This is a genomic window from Pseudohongiella sp. (assembly GCF_011050365.1).
Taxonomy (GTDB): domain Bacteria; phylum Pseudomonadota; class Gammaproteobacteria; order Pseudomonadales; family Pseudohongiellaceae; genus Pseudohongiella.
The window spans coordinates 35043-55453 of sequence record NZ_DRFV01000017.1; the positions used below are offsets into that span (position 1 = coordinate 35043).

Consider the following 20411-nt stretch of genomic DNA (forward strand, 5'->3'; position numbering starts at 1 on the left):
GATCAGAGACTAGCGGACATCCATGAGCACACCAAGCGAATCGCAGTATCAGCCTCAGCAGGTCGAGGCAGAGGCCCAGCAGTATTGGGACAGCAATGAATCCTTCAAGGCTGTTGAAGACAGCAACAAGGACAAATTCTATTGCCTGGCCATGTTCCCCTACCCAAGCGGCCACCTGCATATGGGCCATGTGCGCAACTACCTGATTGGTGATGTGATTTCCCGTTTCCAGCGCATGCAGGGCAAGAATGTACTCCAGCCCATGGGCTGGGACGCATTTGGCCTGCCCGCCGAGAACGCGGCCATGCAACGCAAAACTGCGCCGGCCACCTGGACCTGGAGCAATATTGATTACATGCGCGCACAGCTCAAGCAGCTGGGCTACGCCTATGACTGGAGCCGTGAACTGGCTACCTGCCACCCCGACTATTATCGCTGGGAGCAATGGTTCTTCACCCGACTGTTTGAGAAAGGTCTGGTTTACAAAAAAGAAGCGGAAGTCAATTGGGATCCGGTTGACCAGACGGTGCTGGCCAACGAGCAGGTGGTTGACGGCCGTGGCTGGCGCTCCGGTGCGCTGGTTGAGCGGCGCAAGATTCCGCAATGGTTCATCCGCATCACCGCGTATGCGCAGGAATTGCTGGACGACCTGGACAAGCTTGACGGCTGGCCGGAAGAAGTGCGCACCATGCAGGCCAACTGGATTGGCCGCTCGGAAGGCGTGGAATTATCGTTTGCTGTCGAAGGCAGCGATGAAGCGCTCAGCGTTTATACCACGCGCCCTGACACCCTGATGGGCGTCACCTATGTCGCTGTGGCGCCGCAGCATCCGCTGGCAACGCAGGCGGCGGCCAGCAGCAGTGCGATCGCGGACTTTGTAGAACAGCAAAGCCACATCAAGGTCGCTGAAGCCGACATGGCGACGATGGAAAAACTGGGCATGGACACCGGATTCAAGGCTGTGCATCCGGTCACCGGCGACACCGTGCCGGTCTACGTTGCCAACTTTGTACTGATGGCGTACGGATCCGGGGCCGTCATGGCTGTGCCCGGGCATGACCAGCGCGACTATGAATTCGCCAGGAAATACGGTCTCGATATTCGCCAGGTAGTCAAACCTGCCAGCGACGATGTGAGCTGTGACCTCGATGAAAAAGCCTTCACCGACAAAGGCATTCTGATCAACTCGGGTGAATTTGACGGCCTGAACTTTGAGCAGGCATTTGCACGAATTGAGGCCTGGTTGCGCGAGCGGGGCAAAGGCGAAAAGAAGATCAACTACCGCCTGCGTGACTGGGGCGTGTCCCGTCAACGCTACTGGGGCGCCCCGATTCCGATCATCAATTGCTCATCCTGCGGTGCAGTGCCGGTGCCGGAAAACGACCTGCCTGTCATCCTGCCGGAAGATGTCAGCTTTACAGACTCGGGCTCACCCATCAAAAAGATGCCCGAATTTTATCAGACTACATGCCCGACGTGCGGCGCCGACGCCGAACGCGAAACCGACACCTTCGACACCTTTATGGAGTCGTCCTGGTACTATGCGCGTTACACCAGCCATGATCTGAAAACCGGCATGCTGGATCAACGGGCGGACTACTGGTTACCGGTAGACCAATACATTGGCGGTATCGAACACGCCATCCTGCACCTGCTTTACGCGCGCTTTTTCCACAAGCTGATGCGCGATGAAGGCCTGATCGGCTCCGATGAACCTTTCAAACGGCTGCTGACCCAGGGCATGGTATTGAAAGACGGCACCAAGATGTCCAAGTCCAAAGGCAACACGGTGGAACCTGCCACCCTGATTGAGCAGTATGGCGCCGATACCGTGCGCCTGTTTACCATGTTCGCAGCACCACCCAATCAGTCACTGGAATGGTCTGACAGTGGCGTCGAAGGCAGCGCCCGCTTTTTGCGCAAACTGTGGCGAACCATGACCGCACACGATGCCAGCGGTATCGTCGGGATTGACGCACCGTCGCTGTCAGCCGAACAGAAGCAGCTGCGCTTCAAGACCCACAGCACATTGCAAAAAGTGGCGGACGATTTTGGTCGTCGGCAAACCTTCAACACGGCCATCGCCGCCGTCATGGAGCTGGTCAATACCATCCATAAATTTCAGGATGACACGGCAACACCGGACGCTGCCAACGCCCAGGACAGGAGCATCGTGCATGAGGCACTGGAAGTTGTGCTACTGACCCTGTCACCGATTGTGCCGCACTTCTGTCATGTGCTTTGGCATCACCTGGGGCATCAGCAAGCGATTATTGATCATCCCTGGCCCGCAGCAGACAAAGGCGCACTGGAACAGGATCAGATACAACTGGTGATTCAGGTCAACGGCAAGCTCCGTGGCAAACTGGACGTCGCCAAGGACACAGAACAGAAAACACTGGAAGCTCTCGCCCTGGCCGATCTCAACGTGCAGAAGTTCACCGAAGGTAAAACCGTGAGGAAGATCATCGTGGTGCCCGGAAAACTCGTCAACATTGTGGTGAGCTGATGCAGACACTGCGCCGGATTTGTCTGGGGCTTGTGATAATGGCTGTCAGTAGCTGTGGTTTCACGCTACGAGGCACCGAACAGGCTGCGCTGTCCTTTGACCAAATGGCCATTATCCAGCCAACCGGCTTTTATCCACTGGCCGGATCACTGGCGGAGACCTTGCGGGCCAACGGGGTCACGGTGCCCGAGCCCGACACCGGCTCGGCCGGCACAAATCCGGCCGCAAGCACCGGGTATGCTCTTGCCTTGAGCCCGGAAACGCTGGAGCAACGCACGATCACCATCAATACCCGCGCCGGCGCCGGTCAGTACGAGCTGATCCTCAGTGTTGATGCCAGCCTGTATCAGGATGGCGCTCTGATCGGCGGCCCGGAAACCATCACCACACGCGGTACCTTTTATGAAGATACAGCCAATATCAGCGGCAGCAACAGCGGGCGCGACCTGGCTCTCGAAGATATGCGCCGCGCGATGGCTGAACAAATGCTGCGACAACTTCAGGCCCTCAATCTCTAATGTGACAAGCTGATATGAAAATTTATCTGGATCAGTTGAGCGCACAGTTGGGCAAATCATTGCCGGCCATGGTGTGGCTCAGTGGCGACGAACCTCTGCAGATGCGCGAGGCTTCTGACCTGGTGCGGCAGAAGTGTCGGGAACAGGGTTTTTCCGAACGCGAGTTACACGACGTTGATAACAGTTTCGACTGGCGTGAACTGGTGAATGCTAATAACAGCATGTCGCTGTTCTCCGATAAAAAACTGATCGAGCTCCGCCTGAAGAGCAGCAAGCTGGATGACACCGCCCGCAAGACTTTGCAAAGTTGTCTTGATGACCCGTCACCCGACAACATGCTGCTGCTGATCAGCCCCCGGATCGAAGCTGCCAGCAGCAAAACCCAATGGTTCAGGAAGCTCGAGGCCGCGTCTCTGGTCGTCCAAATTTATCCGATCGACGCGAACCGACTGCCACGCTGGATACAACAACGCATGCAACACCACGGTCTGCGCGCCGATGCCGATGCCGTGCAGTTGTTGGCCGACCGCATAGAAGGCAATCTGTTAGCCGCGGATCAGGAAATTGTGAAGCTGAGCCTGCTGTTTGGCAAAGACGCCCACATAACGTCCGAGCGTATCGCACGCAGCGTAGCTGATAACGCCCGTTACAACGTGTTTGGCCTGGTGGACGCCTGCCTGGCCGGGAATGCACAACGCGCCGTGAAAACCGTCCGCAGGATGCGCGATGAAGGCTCGGAAGCATTGATGATCACAGCGATGCTGGCCAAAGAGCTGCGACAACTGACCGATATGGGTAGCCGCTTGCAGCGCGGCGAGGCGCAAGCTGCGGTCTTTCAAAGCCATCAGGTGTGGAAGAACAAACAGGCGCTGACCGAAAAAGCACTGCGCCGGTTAAAACCGGCAGCAACCTTGCAGCTACTGGATCAGGCGAGAGATGTCGATCTGGCGGTCAAAGGCATGCATCAGGTGCCGCCCTGGATTGCACTCGAGCAACTGGTGACCCGGTTCGCCACGACCTGAAGGTCATGGTTGCCGCCGTCTGAGTAAAACCATCTTCAAATGCCGATTCGGCTCAGGGTAGCGATCAGCTCGCGCATGATACGCTCGGCTACCGGGTGTGTCGCCGCAAACCGGGCCTCCAGCGCAATGGCATCATCCAGCTCAGGGCTGTTGGGCTGTGAGGCTTCAACCAGATCATCGATGTTTCTGTCGACTTTCTCGGCAAGTGCGCGAGTATCTTCATCCAGCGTATCCGTATTGGAGAGCTCAGCGCGAAGCTCTTCTAACAGCCGTTTTACTTTATCCTGATTCAAGACCGGATCCCCCTGCGGTTGGCAATATTGCTATGCAGGTAATCATAATCATTGTCTGGCTGTGGCACAAGCAAACCCGCCTGCCTCCATGCAGACCGGTTCGCCTGTTTACCAACAACACACGGTGTCCTGAATGCCGATATCAGGCCTTGGCAGCTACCCTTGAATAGGCGCGCTGCTTGAGGCGACGATGAAAACGACGTTCACGACTCTTGTACTCAAACCAGTAGCGTGGCACGTTCAGCAGTAACGACCAGCGCGTGGTGTAACTGACCCGTATCGTCGAGTGACTCTTCTCGCCGGCCATCAGCATGGGTTCGCCTTCGTATATATCCTTGGCACCGGTCATGGCATGCACGTGACGTATATTGAGGTTACGCTGGTTCGCCATTAACAGTACGTACTGTTTCCGGCACTTGAAGGCATCCAGAATCAACCGTAGCCAGATACCAAACTGCTCCGCGGCGGTCTTTAGCGAGGCGCTCATCCAGACACCATTGATCTCCATCATATCGTAACTGTCATTCTTGAAGAAATCATGTTCAGCACGCACCGCATCGGGAACAAACATCAGACTTCTGAACTCGGGCCTGGTCACCAGCATGTAGCCTCCGACCATTTCATCACCCTTGAAACCGGCAACGAACGTACTGCGCTGAGCATAGTCATAAGGCAGTTTGACACCGACATAACTCTCGAACCGGCTCAAAAACATGTCAATATCCTGATCACTGGTCAATGTCTTGAATTTCATAGCTTCCATTTTTTTATCCTCGGTAGGAACATGCCTACTTGTTGTTGGTAGTGTTGGTACTGCGGTGCTTGCGTGCTCTTCAGGATCAACCTCTCCTCCTTCCGCGCGGAAAGTGTATAAAAGGCGATCAGGTAAATCAGAGTTATCCACAAAAACAGAGAATTGAACAACAGGGTACTACCCGTCCAGGCCAGCATGTAGGAGACATAAAACGGATGCCGGAACAGACCAAAAGGACCTGTTGTCACAATACTCCCTACGTGATTACTAAAAGCAAAATCGAGTGACTTTGCTGTAAAAATTGCCCACCAGAATAGCATCAGCGAAAACAGATACAATAGCAGACAAATCCCTAACGCTAGTTTTGTGACATCCGTCACATTATAGAAGTAATAAGCCGTCAGTATCATTTGCACAGCCACTGCCAGATCATACGCCAGCGCAGCCAGTCGCGGCGTACCCGAATTAACCTTGAAGAAACGCAATCGCCCCCACAACAGGCTCAGAACAATCAGCAGATAAATAAAAAATACGAACCAGGTAAGCATGCGGTAAAACTCCATAAACCAGAAATTATATAACCGCTTTTATACACTCCGGCATTGTGGCGCGCAATTGCTGATCGGATGTAAATCTGTATAATCGTCTAACCCACCAGCATTGGTGAGATATGTCAGATAGCGGACCGGGTTATTGCAGACGTCAACATTTATCACGGATCAGCAGCGACCAATAATAATATGAACTTTGATAAATACTCGGCGTATTGTAAAGAGCACCTGGACGAGTTCCGTAATGAACTGCGCGACGATGCCTCGCGCGCACTCAGCAACTGGCCAGGCAAAACGGCAGCACTGCTGCTGGTAGCCTCCTCTGTGTTTACCTGGCTCAGCCTGCGGGCAGCCGACAACCCCCTTGCCAACAAGGCCCTGCTGGCTTATGCCTTTCCGATATTGCTGATTTTCGCCTACCCCTGGGCTTCACTGATCGTTTCCCGCCTGGACAAGTATTCCCGCACCGTGCTGGACATCTTCCTGCTGGGCATACTGTTCGGATTTTGCCAATCACTCAGTTATGTGTTCGCACCGGACATGAATACAGTAGAACGGTCTGATACGTTTCTGGCCCTGTCCGGGCAGATAAACTTTGTCATCCTGATGACAACGGCGTTCTCATATCACGCATCCTTTGCCGTAACACTCAGCCGAAATACCGTGTTCACTTTGCTGGCAGCGATCCTGATTTACCTGATCAGCCCGCAATATCTGTCCATTAACGCCATGCAGTTTGTGCAGGGTTATCTGGGTGGCATTATCGTCAGCTGGATCTTTTTCCGGCGTATACAAACCCGCTTTTACTATAAGTCAATCGACGCAGATACCCGCCAGCATCTGTACAAACAATTGTCCAAGCTGGTGTACCCTCACCAGCTTGCCAGAATCAAGGCCGGAGACCAGCTGGAAGAGACCATGCCGGTGGCCAAAAGTGAAGCCATCATTAACGTTTTTGACGTACAAAACTCCAGTGCCATAAAACACGAGCGTACCCAATCGTTTTTCCTGGAAATCTTTCGTGCCTTTTCACAGATATGCATGATGGGTTATCAGCATAATCCGTTGCAGTCCCGCGCCTTCCGCCTGAAAGAAACCGGGGACGGCTTTATCAGCGCCATTGGCTACCCGTTCCTGACCGATCAGAAAGACACTCTGGCTGATCATTCCGTCGAAACTGCTCTGCTGATGTTTCGTGCGTTCAATACCGAGGTCGAAAAATTCGGTTATGGCTACCCGATCAAAGCGGCGATGGGGCTGGCCTATAATTCCGTACAGGGTACTTTCCAGAGTAGCGGCATTCGCTCCTATGACCTGTTCGGTGATGCACTGATTCAGGCCTATCGCTATGAAGAGATGCGCAAAAATCCCATGATTTCTGACATTATCCGCCAGCAGGCCAGGCAGATGGGCCTGACTCACTACAATATCCTGATCGTTCAGGAGGTCATCTTCAATTCCCTGTGCGATCGTTATAAAAACTTGTTTCACGGCATAACACTGTCCGAAATCGGCTACCCGGTCCCCCAGGACCCGGATGCCCGTTACGTTTATTTCCACATCCTGGAATAGGAGCTCCACTCTGCCTGCGATCCGGGCTGACATGAAATTACCTGCCCGTTGCGCTATAATTGCGCCCCGTTCGATCAGTTCACCACTGATCAGAGCCCTATTCAACCCAAAATCACAGGACTCGTAATGACAGACGCGCAAGCATCAGACAAGCATCTCCAGCACACCGTCGAGAAGATCGGCGGTACTTCTATGAGCCAGTTTGACGCCGTCAAAAAGAATATTTTCATGAACCCGGCGCTGCAAGGGAATTATTACCAGCGCATTTTTGTGGTCTCCGCCTATGCCGGCATAACCAATATGCTGCTCGAGCACAAAAAAACCGGGCAACCCGGCATTTTCGCACTGTTCTCTGATGCCGAGGAATCACAAAGCTGGCACGATGCCATGGCAGCGCTACGCACACGCATTACGGAGATTAACGGCGAGCTGTTCGCCGATCAAAAGCCGGAGCATCTGCAAAAAGCCAATGACTTCATCATGGGCCGCCTGGATGATGCCGAGCATGTGCTACGGGACGTCTCCAGCCTCTGCCAGCATGGTCATTTTGCCCTGAATGACTATATTCAGACGATACGCGAGATGCTGGCGAGCCTGGGTGAGATTCACAGCGCCTATAATACCGCTCAGCTCTTGCAACTGAACGGCATCAATGCACGGTTTGTCGATCTATCCGGGTGGGCCAGCACGCACCAGTATTCGCTTGACGAAAACATCAGCCATGCTTTCAAAGATGTCGACCTGAGCACGGAGCTGCCCATCACGACCGGCTACAGCCACTGTGAAGGCGGCCTGATGGCGATCTTTGATCGCGGCTACAGCGAGATGATCTTTAGCCGGATTGCGGTGCTCACCGGTGCCAGGGAAGCCATTATCCATAAGGAATTTCATCTCAGCAGCGCTGACCCCGGTGTCGTTGGTGCCGACAACGCGGTACCTATCGGGCGCACCAACTATGATGTCGCCGATCAACTGGCTAACCTGGGCATGGAGGCCATCCACCCCAGAGCTGCCAAGGGCCTGCGACAGCAGAATATCCATTTGCGCGTCAAGAACACTTTTGAGCCGGAGCACGGTGGCACACTGATCACCCGTGACTACGTCAGTGATTCAGCCTGCGTTGAAATCATCGCCGGACGCATTGGTGTTTATGCCATTGAGCTGTTTGATCAGGACATGGTGGGAGATCTGTCCCATTACGAAAAGCAGTTCCTGGCACAAATCACCCGCTACAAAGCGCAGGTCATCAACAAGGACCTGAATGCCAACACCATTACGCACTACCTGTCCGCCAACCTGAAGACGGTCAAGCGCATTCAGGCCAGCCTGGGCGAACTGTTTCCCGGCGCCGAGATCAACGTACGCAAAGTGTGTATCGTATCTGCCATTGGCAGCGACCTGAAAATCCCCGGCATGCTGGCTCGCAGTGCACAGGCCCTGGCCGATGCCGGCGTCGATATTCTGGGTGTACATCAGTGCATGCGGCAGGTTGATATCCAGTTCGTGCTCGATGAAGAGAACTACACCAAGGCCATCAAGGCCATGCATAAACAGCTGGTCGAAGTTTACAATCACGGGCGCGCCATCAAGCTGGCATAACGGGGCAGACAATGAATACAGATTTTTTGCGTGCTCAGACCCCCGCCTGCCAGAATCTGATTCATTTCAACAACGCCGGTGCGTCGCTATCCCCGCAGCCAGTCACCGACGCGCTGTTTGAGCATCTGCTGCTTGAACAGCGCATCGGTGGTTATGAAGCCGGGGAAGTGACCCTGGACGCCCAGGAGAACTTTTATCATGCCTTTGGCCGTCTGCTGAACTGCAACCCGCGCGAAATCGCCTACATTGAAAACGCCACACGCGCCTGGACGCTGCTCCTGCAAGCGCTGCCTCTGGCTCACGGCGACCGCATCATTACCGGACAGTCGGAATACGCCAGCAATTACATGACCCTGCTGCACCTGGCCAAAACGCGTGATATCCGGATTGATGTCATACCCAACAACAGCGATGGTCAGATTTGCCTGAAAACCCTGAGTGACAGGATTGACGAAGACGTGCGGCTGATTGCGCTGACGCATGTACCCAGTCAATCCGGCGTGATTCATCCGGCCGCTGAAGTCGGCAAGATCGCCCGCAAGCACCGGATTTTCTATCTGCTGGACGCCTGCCAGTCGGCCGGCCAGATCGACCTGAATGTCGATGACATTGGCTGCGACATGCTCACCGGTAGCGGCCGTAAATACCTGCGTGGCCCGCGCGGCACCGGTTTCATGTATGTCCGCCAGAGCACCCAGGACTTTCTGGAACCACCCAGTGTCGACCTGCATTCGGCGAGCTGGACGCGCAAGGACAGCTACACCTTCCGTGATGACGCCCGACGATTCGAAAACTGGGAGCATTTTGTTGCCGGTAAAATCGCCCTGGGCGCTGCCGTCGATTACGCCTGCGATCTTGGGATGCCTGCTATTGAGGACAGGACCTGCACACTGGCCGCGCTGCTGCGCGAAAAACTGCGACAACTGCCCGGCGTATTAGTGCATGACCAGGGTCAGCGCCTGAGCGGCATCGTCACTTTCAGTTGCGACGGGCAGGATGCCTCAGCGGTGCACAAAGCGCTGCGTCAACACCATATCAATACCTCGATCGCCCGGCACCAGACCAATTTACTGGATTTCTCCAGCCGCAACCTGCCGGACATCAATCGGGCGTCGGTGCATTACTACAACACCGAGCAGGAAGTCGACACCTTCTGTCAGGTGTTGTCAGCCCAGCGCTGACCGGCGCCAACCCGTTATCTGCTGTGATGCTCAGCGCTGTTAATCAACCCAGTATCATCTGCGCATAAACCGCCAGGATGGCCAGCGGGCAGATATAACGGATATAGAAGGGCCAGATTTTCCAGAACAGGCCCTGCTCTGCCTCCGGACAGCCCTGTTTGATCTCGGCCAGGACCCCGTTCCGATGCCAGATCCAGCCCACAAACACTGCGAAGAAGAACCCCAGCAATGGCTGGCTGTACTCGGTGGTCACCGACACCACCAGATCGAATAATGTGTCGAAATTCAGCACCAGTAACAAACTGATGACGGTAATGGTCAGCCCCAGCACCAGTACCGCTTTGCGCCGGGAAGCACCACGCTCTTCAACCACGTAGGAGACCGGCACTTCCAGCATGGAGATGGAAGAGGTCAGCGAGGCTATGGTCATCAGCACGAAGAACGCCAGAGCCACCAGGATGCCGGCGTCACCCATTTGCTCGAACAAGGCCGGCAGTACCGCGATGATCAGTCCCGGACCGGCGATCAGACCACCCTGGGCATCATAGATTTCAATGCCATTGGCCAGTGCCACATACATCGCAGGCAGAATCAGCAGACCGGCAGTGACTGCGATACCGATATCGAGCAAGGTAACCATGCCGCCCAGTGCAGGCAGGTTCTCGCGTTTGCTGACATAGGAGCCGTAAATCAGCATGGTGCCCACGCCCAGCGACAACGAGAAAAAGGCCTGACCCATCGCGCTCAGCAGCAAACCGGTATCTGCCAGCTGACTGAAATCTGGCACCAGATAGACTCTCAGCCCCTCCATGGCACCTTCCAGTGTCATCACATAAACGATCAGCGCCAGCAATATGAACACCAGTGCCGGCATCAGCCGAGTCGCCCATTTTTCAATACCGTGACGCACGCCGGCATTGACCACGTACAGTGTCAGCATCATGAAAGTAGCGGTAAACAGGCTGTCGCGGACCAGTCCACCGGTCGCCAGCCACTGAGACAACGCCGTCAGTCCGGCAATGTCGGCCATGGCAGAGAACATGAAGGCCATCATCCAGCCACTGACAATGGCATAAAAGCACAGGATCAGGCTCACCGTGATCATGCCCGCGTAACCAACAACGATGCCCAGCTTTTCGGTAGCCGGCCCCCGCGCCAGTCCCCGCAACGCGGTCACGGCGTTGGCCTTGGCATGGCGCCCGATGATCAGCTCTGCCATCAGGGCGGGATAGGCCAGTGCAAATGCCAGCACAAGATAGGTAAACAGAAACGCCGCGCCGCCATTACTGGCAGCGTTGGTAGGGAAACCCCAGATATTGCCAAGCCCGACTGCCGACCCGGCAGCTGCCATCAGAAAACCGAAACGTGAACTGAATTCGCCGCGAGGTGCACTCATATTGGTCTGGCTCTTGTCTGATTATTATTCTTCGTAGGACTCAACAATAAAGCGCAACTGGGCCGCATCCGCCAGTCGCATCACAACGTTGCGGATGACGCTGACCTGACCATTGTCATTGAGCTCAATCTGGGGCAGGCGCAAACGCTGATCAGCGGCGTCGAACACACCCCGGCCTTCCGGCGCGATCGCCAGTGGCACAATACTGTCCGGGACAACGTCGAATATCAATTCCGGGCCATCATTGACCAGACGCATGTTGAGACTGAGATTTCCCAGCTCACCGGCATCCACCGACGTCGTCAGCAGAGCGTTGCCGTATTCAAAGACGTTAACCGCAGAGCTCAAGCGGTCAACCCGATGCATGTTAATCAGCACCAGATTGGCTTCAACCGGCAACTGATTTTGCTGGGTATTAAAATCCCTGACCGGTAACTGTTGAGCTTCACCACCAACGTTTATGACCGGCAGATCGTTTATTGCATCGGCCACTGCGAGGCCGTCGCCCAGAATCCGCCCGAATACGGTAAAGCCACCATTCTGCTCGTCCAGACTGGCATTGTCCGCCAGATTGACAAACCACTGGCTGGTTGCGCTGTCTGGCGCGCCACCAAACTTTGCCATGGCCAGCGTGCCCCGGGTATTGGAGGTACCGGGTTCATTACGGACATTGCCTTGTGATGGTATCGCGATGACAGAACAGGTGGTGGGGTCCATTCCCGTGACACAATCGCGCTGCCACTGGTAGGCACCCGCCTGCACCACAAAGTCGGTTTCAGAACGATGAAACAGGGAGCGGGCATAATCACCCCGATCCACATAACCCAGAAAATTGGACACCGTATCAGGCGCAGTCTCATCAAAAAGCTCGATAGTGAAGCTGCCATAACTGGTACTGACTCGCACCAGCGGTTCTGCCTGCACTGTACCGGACAATGTCAGCGCTCCGGTCAGCAGAGCTGTCAGCAGGCCACCTTTTAACACGTTGCTTTCCAGGTTTTGCAAAAAACTCATTCGAACTCCTGTCTGACATCTATCCAGCTATACTGGTCAAGTTGCGGCAGCAGTTGCTGCAGCAAGATTTTTTCCATGGTGACCATCATTTCCGATGGCTCAGTATCTTTAACAAAGTCTGCTACCTGCGTCACCGCAAGGCCCTGATAACCGCAGGGGTTGATGCGGGCAAACGGCTCCATGTCCATGGCGATATTCAGGCTCAGCCCATGATACGAGCAGCCGCGCCGGATGCGTAACCCCAGCGCCGCTATCTTCGCGTCATCGACATAGACGCCTGGCGCTCCTGATCGGGTCCGGGCTTCAATCCGGACCGCCGACAAGGTATCGATAATAGCCTGTTCTATCAAACTCACCAGCTCACGGACACCCAGGCCCGCACGCCTGACATCAAGCAGCAGGTAGATTACCAGCTGGCCGGGACCATGATAGGTTACCTGACCACCACGATCTATCTGTACGACAGGAATATCTCCGGGCGCCAGCAGATGCTCCGGTTTACCCGCCTGACCCTGCGTAAATACCGGCAGGTGTGACAATACCCACAATTCGTCCGGGGTTTCATCCTGCCGCTCGCTGGTGAATGTCTGCATGGCCCGCCACACCGGCTCGTAGTCACGCAGCCCCATGCGGCGGATGATCAGCGGACGGTTAGTTGTCATAACACCAGTCTGACCGCCGATAATGTTTTGAGATCGGCAAACAACCGCTCGAGCTGCTCGATTCCGGTAGCCTCAATGGTGATGGTCAGCGCGATGTAATTGCCCTTGGCACTGGGCCGGGCCATTACCTGCTCGTCATCGACGCCTGCGGCGTGACGCCGGAAGATCTCAAGCACCTGCTGCTCAAAACCGTCAACGGCCTCACCCATGACTTTCACCGGATAACGACAGGGAAAGGTTATTTTCGGAGCTTCCTGCCCGGAAGCCGGCGTGCTGGTTTCGTCGGATGTCATCTCAGCTGAACAACCCCATAAAGAACAGGGTCAGCGCATCAATCAGGCGGCGCAGAAACCCGCCCCGCTCAACTGCCTGCGTGGCGACCACATCACCGGCATACAGTACTTCGTCGTCCAGAGTGATCTCAACGGCGCCCATGACATCACCTGCTGCAAAGCCGCCACGAATGACTTCGTCGGTGTCCAGCGTGGCCACCAGATCTTCCGAGCGACCGCGTGGAATTGTGATCAGCACCTCTTCCTGAATACCCAGATCGACTGAATTCTGCGCACCCGACCAGACGCGTTCCGAGCTGACAACTTCACCTGCGTCATAAAGTTTGTAGGTTTCAAAAAAGCGGAAACCATAACTCAGCATTTTCTGGGTTTCGACGACCCTGGCATCTTCGCTGGCGGTACCCATGACCACTGCAATCAGCCGCATACCATCACGCTGTGCCGACGCCACCAGACAATATCCTGCCTGTGTGGTCCAGCCGGTTTTCATGCCATCGACGGTGGGGTCGCGAAACAGCAGGGTATTGCGATTTGGCTGCGTGATGCCATTGAAGGTGAATTCGCGCTCGGCATAAATGTCGTAATGCGTGGGATGCTCCACAATTGTCGCCCGGGCGAGGGCTGCCAGATCGCGCGCAGACATCAGATTGGTGTTGCCGTCGTCGTCGAGACCGCTGGAGTTCACGAAGTAGGAGTCGTCCATGCCCAGTGCACGGGCATGCTGGTTCATCAGGTCAGCAAACGCGGCTTCGCTGCCGGCAATGTGTTCTGCCATGGCAACACTGGCATCGTTGCCGGACTGGATGATGATACCGCGCAACAGATCTTCGATACGGACCCGGCTGTTAACATCAACAAATGTTTTCGAGCCCTGGGTGCGCCAGGCTTTTTCGCTGATAAATGCCAGATCATCATAGCTCATGTTGCCATTGTCAATTTCGACCTCGGCAATATAGGCTGTCATCATTTTGGTCAGACTGGCAGGCGGCAGAGCCTCGTCGGAGTTCTGCTCCATGATGACATGACCGGTCGTGGCATCAATCAGAATATAGCTGCTACCGGCTATTTCCGGCGGACGAGGCATGATGGACTGAGCCGACACGCCGATACCCGTCATTAACATAACTGCTGCCAACAACGACGACAACATTGCAGAAACCCGCGGCTGGCGCCTGGAAAACAGTTTGCCCGTTGTCCCGTTAAAACCTTTCATACATAAAATCCCGGTCGGTGTGTTTATTCATCTACCATATAGGGTTGTCCAAGATCGGCCGCAACCATCATGTCAGTGATTCGTTCAATTTCCTGTGGATCGGCGATCGGCCCTACCCTGACCCGGTGTAGTTGCTGCGCATTTTGCGCCTGCACCGATCGGATAAACACCGGACGCGTCGTCAGCTCGCGCAGACGGCTGGAAAGCCGCTCCGCGGCGCGCAAATCAGAGAAAGCACCTGCCTGCAGATACCGGCCACCGGCGCTGGCCACGGCAGCATTGCCCGCGGCCGACGCGCCGGCAAGCAATACATTTTGTTGCCCCGGTATGATGGACTCTACATGAACCAGCGCCGTACCCTGATCGGAAAAGCCCAGCTTGTACGCTCCCGCGTAAGACAGGTCAATGATGCGGTCATTGTGAAATGGACCCCGGTCATTGACCCTGACGATAATACTGCGCTGATTCTCCAGGTTGGTGACCCGCGCATAACTGGGTATCGGCAGCCCCGTGTGCGCTGCAGACACCTGATACATGTCGAAGGTTTCACCGTTGGAGGTCAGATGGCCATGAAATTTCTCACCGTACCAGGAGGCAAGCCCGGTCTGCTGAAACCCCTCTTCACTGGCCATCACCCGATACTGTTTGCCGTTGACGTTATAGGGTGAGCGATTACCTGCCATGGTGCGGTTAAGTGGCACCAATTCGACATCACGAATACGGGCAGGATCCATCGGCGCGCTGGGCGCACGGTCCTGGGAGATGCTATAACGACCGGCGTTGGCAACCGGCGCGGAGCCGGCGGATTGCGGGGATGGTGACACACTGCTGCAGGCAGCAACTAAAACGCTACCAAGCATTAGAAAAATTAATTTATAATTCAACGTCTTAACCTTCCTTCTACATCAGCGCAGGATACACTGCCAGGCGTTTTCAAACTCGACGTCATGTTACCGCAATTAATGATTAGCTGTCAGCAACTGACCACCTTCGCCGCCCTGTTCCATCAACTGCTCCTGCTCAATGATGGGCAGCATATAGGCATCCAGAACTTCGCGCGCCAGCGGTCCGGCGACTGAGCTACCACCTTCACCATTCTCAACAAACACGGCGACAGCGATCCTGGACTCGGGCGAGGCATCAAAGGCGATAAACATGGCATGATTAAGGTGTTCGTCGCGGATTTCATCAGGTTCTATCCGGTTACCCCTGGCATCTACCTGTACACCCACCACCTGCGCGGTACCTGATTTACCTGCCATCGGGTAAGCCAGCGGTCTGGCGCCCTGCACATAATCATAGGCAGTGCCTTCATGTCTGCGATGCTCACGCTCACGCGGCTTACTGACGGTGTGCTCCATGGCCTTGCGCACCAGGGCCACCTCTTCACGGGACGGCAGCAGCGGCTGCGTCACCTCACCTTCATCAAATATTATGGCTGCAAAATCCTGTTCGTCGGCACGGATTGACCTGAGCATGCGGGGCCGCTTGAAAACACCGTGATTGGCCAGTGTCGCCGCCGCACTGGCCATCTGCAGGGTCGTTGCCTGGAACATACCGTTGCCAAAACCCTCGGCCGGCGTCTCCCCCGGATACCAGGGCTCTCCGCGAGTTTCCCGCTTCCATGCCGGTGACGGCACCAGACCTTTCGAGGCATTGGGCACGTCCAGCGCCCAGTTGGCACCAAAACCGAAAGTCACCAGGTAGTCGTGAATACGGTCTATACCCAGCTCAACCGCAGTGTGACTGAAATAGGTATTACAGGACTGATAGATGGCACGCTCCAGATTGATCGGGCCATGGCCGGATTTATCCACCCACCAGGTCCAGTCATAATACGGTCGCCTGCGTTCGGCCAGCTGGTAATACCCGGGGTCATTAATAACAAACTCCGGCGTGATGACACCGTGATACAGGCCGGCCAGGCCAATAAAGGGCTTGATCGTCGAACCCGGAATTCTGGCATGAGTTGCGCGATTGAACATCGGTGAATGGCGCGAGTTGTTCAGCTCCGCCAACTGGGTCCGGCTGATGCCGGTAACAAACAGATTGGGGTCATACCCGGGCTGACTGACCATGGCCAGAATACCACCGGTTTTCGGATCAATGGCCACAATAGCGCCCCGTCGATCGCCCAGAGCTGCCTCTGCTGCCGTCTGCAAGGCGATATCAAGATGCAGCTGTATGTCGGCGCCCGGCTCCGGGTCTGTTCGACCCAGAACCCGCATGACACGACCGCGATTGTTTTTCTCTACGGTTTCAAACCCGACACTGCCGTGCAGATAGTCCTCATAGGTTTGCTCGATGCCGATCTTGCCAATCTGATTGGTGCCGCGATAATTGCGCACCTCCTCTTCGCTCATGCCCTGCAATTCATCACGGTTGATTTCCGATACATAACCCAGCGCGTGGGCAGCACTTTGCCCGAACGGGTAATACCGGACCAGCTGTGCTTCAACCGCGATACCCGGCAGCTGATGCTGATTTACAGCGATATGAGCAATCTCTTCATCGGTGAGCTGAAACTTTAATGGCACCGATGATTGTGGCACCGCGCGACGACCCAGGCGGGCCTGGTACTGCTCGACATCTTCATCGGTCAGGCCGATCACGTCGCGCAAAATTGACAGCGACTGATCAAAATCAGCAGCCGCTTCGCGCACCACTGTCAGGTTGAAAATCGGTCGGTTATCAGCAAGCAGGTTGCCGTTGCGATCGTAAATCAGACCGCGGGTCGGCGGGATGTATTGTGAATGCAGGCGATTGCCATCCGAGCGGGCGGAGAAGTATTCATGGTTCAGAAACTGCAGATTGATCATTCGACCAATCAGCGCCAGTACCAGCAGCAAGACTACCCCACAGGCAAAAACCAGGCGCCGGTTGAATATCTGAATTTCCTGCTTATGTCCGTCGAGACGAAATCTTGGAGCCATAATTGTTGTTTCAATCGCGTGGAGGTGCCATTGCCGGATAATCCCGGATACTCGTGCCAGACCGTGTAATTTTCCGATTTATTGCAAGTAAGACAAGGTTTTGCGCAATAAGTTTACATTGCTTTCAAGCGCGATGGTAGGGATGACCCGATAGCAGACTCCAGACCCGGTAAATCTGCTCCGCCATCACCGTTCTGACCAGGGGATGGGGCAACGTCAGTGCCGACAACGACCAGCGTTCATCGGCGCGCTGCAGACAAGCGGGGGTCAGACCATCCGGGCCGCCGACCAGCAGACTCAGATGACGGCCGTCGTCCCGGATTTGCGAGATTCTGGCGGCCATCGCTTCCGTGCTCAACACCTTGCCCTGTACATCCAGCGCTACCACATGATCGCGCGGACTGATCCGCGCCAGCAACGCCTCTTCTTCCTGGCGCATGGCCTGTTCGATACTGCTGCTTTTGCCACGTTTACCCAATGGCACTTCAATACAGTTGAAACTGAACTCGGCGGGCAGGCGTTTGCTGTATTCCTGCACGCCCTGCTCCACCCAGGCCGGCATTTTGGTGCCGACTGATATCAGATTAATCTTCACCGTTGTCCCGTGGCATTTTGCGGTCCTCCGGCTCCAGCCGGAAATCCCACAGATCCTCCAGACGATACAGGGCACGCGTGGCCCCCATCATCAGGTGCACGATGACCGAGCCCAGATCGACGAGGACCCATTCCGCCTGCAGCCGCCCTTCAACACCATTGACATCGAGGCCGGCAGCTTTGGCTTTGACCACAACCTCATCTGACAGGGCTTTCAGATGGGTATTGGAGGTACCTGTGCAGATAATCATGGCATCTGTCACCGGGGTCAGGTCTTTCACATCAAAGGTTTCGATATGCTGACCCTTCACATCTTCCAGCGCAGAAATCACCAGCGCGATTATATCGTTAGTATCCAATTAAACTTTTCTCCTGCCGTCAGGCATTGTCGTGGGGCGTTGTGTAAAGTTGATGTTGCCGAATGTAATCGAGGACCACGCCCGGCATGTCTGAAATTTTCTCTGCGTCAGCGGCAAGCGCCTGACGAATATCCGTGGAAGCAGCCGGCTCTGCCAGTTCATCCAGCACAAACACCTTGCCGCATTTGCTGTCGAACAACGATGCCGGACTGTCAGCCTGCCGGCTCAACAACCATTCCGCGTCCTGCTTTGCCATGCCACCTGCCGCCAGGTGCACCCCCGGACGGCTGACCGCGCACAGATGACTATAGTCGAGCAGCTCGCGCCAGCGGTGCCAGCCAGGCAAGGTATTGAAGCTGTCCCAACCCATGACATAAACCAGCGTGGCCTCGGGGAACTGCGCCGCCAGCGACGCCAGCGTGTCCACCATATAGGACACACCCGGACGCCGCAGCTCGCGATCATCTGCCTGCAGGCGCGGCTCACCCAGCTCAGTCAGGGCCAGTTTCAGCATGGCAAGGCGGTGCGCTGCCGATGCGCTCGCCTGATTCCGGTGGTTTGCCACCGCGCAGGGCACCAGTCGCACATGGTCCAGTTCCAGCGCCGTCAGCGCGGTCGCAGCAACCCGCAAATGGCCTCGGTGAACGGGATCAAACATGCCTCCCATGATACCGATGCGCAGACTCATGTGCGAATATGGCCATCACCGATGACGATATACTTTTGCGATGTCAGCCCTTCCAGGCCAACCGGACCACGGGCATGCAGTTTATCGGTGGAAATACCGATTTCTGCACCCAGACCGTATTCAAAACCGTCCGCAAACCGGGTCGACGCATTCACCATCACCGAACTCGAATCCACTTCACGCAGGAAACGCTGCGCACGGTGAAAATCTTCGGTAATGATGGCTTCCGTGTGCCCGGAACTGTATTGATTGATATGCGCAATCGCGGCGTCCAGATCGGGCACCAGACGCACCGAGAGTACTGGCGCCAGGTACTCTTCCCCCCAGTCCTGCTCATTGGCTGGCACTGCGCCCGGCATCAGCATCAGCGCTCGCGGACATGCGCGCAACTCAACGCCGTGGGCTTCATAACGTGCCGCCAGCTCCGGCAACACCCGCTCCGCCACCGCTTCCGCGACCAGCAGCGACTCCAGTGTATTACAGGTGCCATAGCGCTGGGTCTTGGCGTTCAGCGCAACCTTGATGGCTTTCTGCAGATCCGCTTTGTCATCAATATAGACATGGCAATTGCCGTCCAGATGCTTGATCACCGGCACCTTGGCGTCAGCGCTGATACGCGCGATCAGGCCTTTGCCACCCCGCGGCACGATAACGTCAACAAATTCCGGCATCGTGATCAGCAACCCTACCGCAGCGCGATCGGTAGTTTCCACTACCTGCACTGCATGAACGGGCAGTTGCGCGGCCTGCAGGCCAGTGCGTATACAGTCGGCAATGGCCTGGTTGGAATGAATAGCCTCGGACCCGCCGCGCAGAATGGCCGCATTGCCCGATTTCAGGCACAGACTGGCAGCCTCACAGGTCACGTTGGGGCGCGACTCATAAATAATGCCAATAACGCCCAGGGGGACACGCATACGCCCGACCTGGATACCACTGGGGCGGTAACGCATATCCGTGACCTCGCCAATCGGGTCCTGCAGGGCTGCCACCTGACGCAGCCCCTCCAGCATGCCGTCAATACGGGCCGGGGTCAGCGCCAGCCGGTCGAGCATGGCCGCGTCCAGAGCTTTGTCTCGGCCCGCCTGCAGATCCAGCTCGTTGGCGGACTGCAGACGCTCACGGCTGGCATCAATGGCGTCTGCCATGGCCAGCAGCGCAGTATTCTTTTGCGCGGTGGTCGCGGCGGCCATGATGCGGGAAGCCGCACGGGCCTGCTCGCCCAGCGTGTTCATGTAAGCGTCAATATCGCCCATTGGT

Annotated in this window: 20 protein-coding genes; 6 read left to right on the forward strand and 14 right to left on the reverse strand. The window is 55.8% G+C overall.

The window, feature by feature from the left end:
* Positions 1-22 precede the first annotated feature (22 nt).
* From leuS to holA, 3 genes are read left to right on the forward strand one after another with little or no spacing between them, the layout of a single operon-like run.
* Positions 23-2509 carry a leucine--tRNA ligase gene (leuS, locus tag ENH71_RS14760; RefSeq protein ID WP_294130757.1) on the forward strand — a complete coding sequence of 829 codons (2487 nt, stop codon included), beginning with the start codon at positions 23-25 and terminating at the stop codon, positions 2507-2509.
* 38 nt (positions 2510-2547) lie between these two features.
* Positions 2548-3027 (forward strand): LPS-assembly lipoprotein LptE, encoded by a 480-nt coding sequence (locus ENH71_RS14765; protein WP_294130754.1) that lies wholly within the window; start codon positions 2548-2550, stop codon positions 3025-3027.
* A 14-nt stretch (positions 3028-3041) separates the two neighbouring features.
* Positions 3042-4049 (forward strand): DNA polymerase III subunit delta, encoded by a 1008-nt coding sequence (holA, locus tag ENH71_RS14770; protein WP_294130753.1) that lies wholly within the window; start codon positions 3042-3044, stop codon positions 4047-4049.
* A gap of 35 nt (positions 4050-4084) precedes the next feature.
* On the opposite strand, the gene ENH71_RS14775 is transcribed toward holA, so the two are convergent.
* From ENH71_RS14775 to ENH71_RS14785, 3 genes are all read right to left on the reverse strand, one after another.
* Entirely contained in the window at positions 4085-4342 is a 258-nt protein-coding gene (locus ENH71_RS14775; RefSeq protein ID WP_294130752.1) for a DUF4404 family protein, read from the reverse strand.
* 142 nt (positions 4343-4484) lie between these two features.
* The gene (locus ENH71_RS14780; protein ID WP_294130751.1) at positions 4485-5105 is read right to left on the reverse strand and encodes a hypothetical protein; all 621 of its coding nucleotides are present in this window, start codon (positions 5103-5105) and stop codon (positions 4485-4487) included.
* Entirely contained in the window at positions 5093-5644 is a 552-nt protein-coding gene (locus ENH71_RS14785) for a methyltransferase family protein (RefSeq protein WP_294130747.1), read from the reverse strand. Before ENH71_RS14785 ends, ENH71_RS14780 begins: the two co-directional genes overlap by 13 nt.
* 192 nt (positions 5645-5836) lie before the next feature.
* On the opposite strand from ENH71_RS14785, the gene ENH71_RS14790 reads away from it, so the two are divergent.
* From ENH71_RS14790 to ENH71_RS14800, 3 genes are all read left to right on the forward strand, one after another.
* Positions 5837-7219 (forward strand): nucleotidyl cyclase domain-containing protein, encoded by a 1383-nt coding sequence (locus ENH71_RS14790; protein WP_294130742.1) that lies wholly within the window; start codon positions 5837-5839, stop codon positions 7217-7219.
* Positions 7220-7345: 126 nt separating this feature from the next.
* A complete protein-coding gene (locus ENH71_RS14795; protein ID WP_294130739.1) occupies positions 7346-8818 on the forward strand; it encodes an aspartate kinase in 1473 nt (490 codons plus the stop codon).
* A gap of 11 nt (positions 8819-8829) precedes the next feature.
* Positions 8830-9999 (forward strand): aminotransferase class V-fold PLP-dependent enzyme, encoded by a 1170-nt coding sequence (locus tag ENH71_RS14800; RefSeq protein ID WP_294130736.1) that lies wholly within the window; start codon positions 8830-8832, stop codon positions 9997-9999.
* 43 nt (positions 10000-10042) lie between these two features.
* On the opposite strand, the gene ENH71_RS14805 is transcribed toward ENH71_RS14800, so the two are convergent.
* The 11 genes from ENH71_RS14805 to ENH71_RS14855 all read right to left on the reverse strand — a co-directional run bounded on the left by ENH71_RS14805 (position 10043) and on the right by ENH71_RS14855 (position 20407).
* The gene (locus tag ENH71_RS14805; protein ID WP_294130733.1) at positions 10043-11395 is read right to left on the reverse strand and encodes a sodium-dependent transporter; all 1353 of its coding nucleotides are present in this window, start codon (positions 11393-11395) and stop codon (positions 10043-10045) included.
* 24 nt (positions 11396-11419) lie between these two features.
* A complete protein-coding gene (locus ENH71_RS14810) occupies positions 11420-12409 on the reverse strand; it encodes a peptidylprolyl isomerase (protein ID WP_294130730.1) in 990 nt (329 codons plus the stop codon).
* Positions 12406-13071 (reverse strand): lipoyl(octanoyl) transferase LipB, encoded by a 666-nt coding sequence (gene lipB, locus ENH71_RS14815; RefSeq protein ID WP_294130727.1) that lies wholly within the window; start codon positions 13069-13071, stop codon positions 12406-12408. Before lipB ends, ENH71_RS14810 begins: the two co-directional genes overlap by 4 nt.
* The gene (locus tag ENH71_RS14820; protein WP_294130725.1) at positions 13068-13364 is read right to left on the reverse strand and encodes a YbeD family protein; all 297 of its coding nucleotides are present in this window, start codon (positions 13362-13364) and stop codon (positions 13068-13070) included. The genes lipB and ENH71_RS14820 overlap by 4 nt, the downstream gene beginning before the upstream one ends.
* Before the next feature lies 1 nt (position 13365).
* Positions 13366-14514: a D-alanyl-D-alanine carboxypeptidase family protein gene (locus tag ENH71_RS14825; protein ID WP_414704683.1), complete on the reverse strand. Its 1149-nt coding sequence runs from the start codon at positions 14512-14514 to the stop codon at positions 13366-13368.
* 86 nt (positions 14515-14600) lie between these two features.
* Positions 14601-15401, reverse strand: a complete 801-nt coding sequence (locus ENH71_RS14830) for a septal ring lytic transglycosylase RlpA family protein (RefSeq protein WP_294130722.1) — start codon at positions 15399-15401, stop codon at positions 14601-14603.
* Positions 15402-15536: 135 nt separating this feature from the next.
* A complete protein-coding gene (gene mrdA / locus ENH71_RS14835) occupies positions 15537-17510 on the reverse strand; it encodes a penicillin-binding protein 2 (RefSeq protein WP_294130720.1) in 1974 nt (657 codons plus the stop codon).
* Positions 17511-17634: 124 nt separating this feature from the next.
* Positions 17635-18105 carry a 23S rRNA (pseudouridine(1915)-N(3))-methyltransferase RlmH gene (gene rlmH, locus ENH71_RS14840; protein WP_294130718.1) on the reverse strand — a complete coding sequence of 157 codons (471 nt, stop codon included), beginning with the start codon at positions 18103-18105 and terminating at the stop codon, positions 17635-17637.
* A complete protein-coding gene (rsfS, locus tag ENH71_RS14845; protein WP_294130716.1) occupies positions 18095-18463 on the reverse strand; it encodes a ribosome silencing factor in 369 nt (122 codons plus the stop codon). Before rsfS ends, rlmH begins: the two co-directional genes overlap by 11 nt.
* 19 nt (positions 18464-18482) lie before the next feature.
* Positions 18483-19151, reverse strand: coding sequence for a nicotinate-nucleotide adenylyltransferase (gene nadD / locus ENH71_RS14850; RefSeq protein ID WP_294130713.1), 669 nt, complete (start codon positions 19149-19151; stop codon positions 18483-18485).
* Positions 19148-20407, reverse strand: a complete 1260-nt coding sequence (locus ENH71_RS14855) for a glutamate-5-semialdehyde dehydrogenase (protein ID WP_294130711.1) — start codon at positions 20405-20407, stop codon at positions 19148-19150. The genes nadD and ENH71_RS14855 overlap by 4 nt, the downstream gene beginning before the upstream one ends.
* Between the last annotated feature and the right edge of the window lie 4 nt (positions 20408-20411).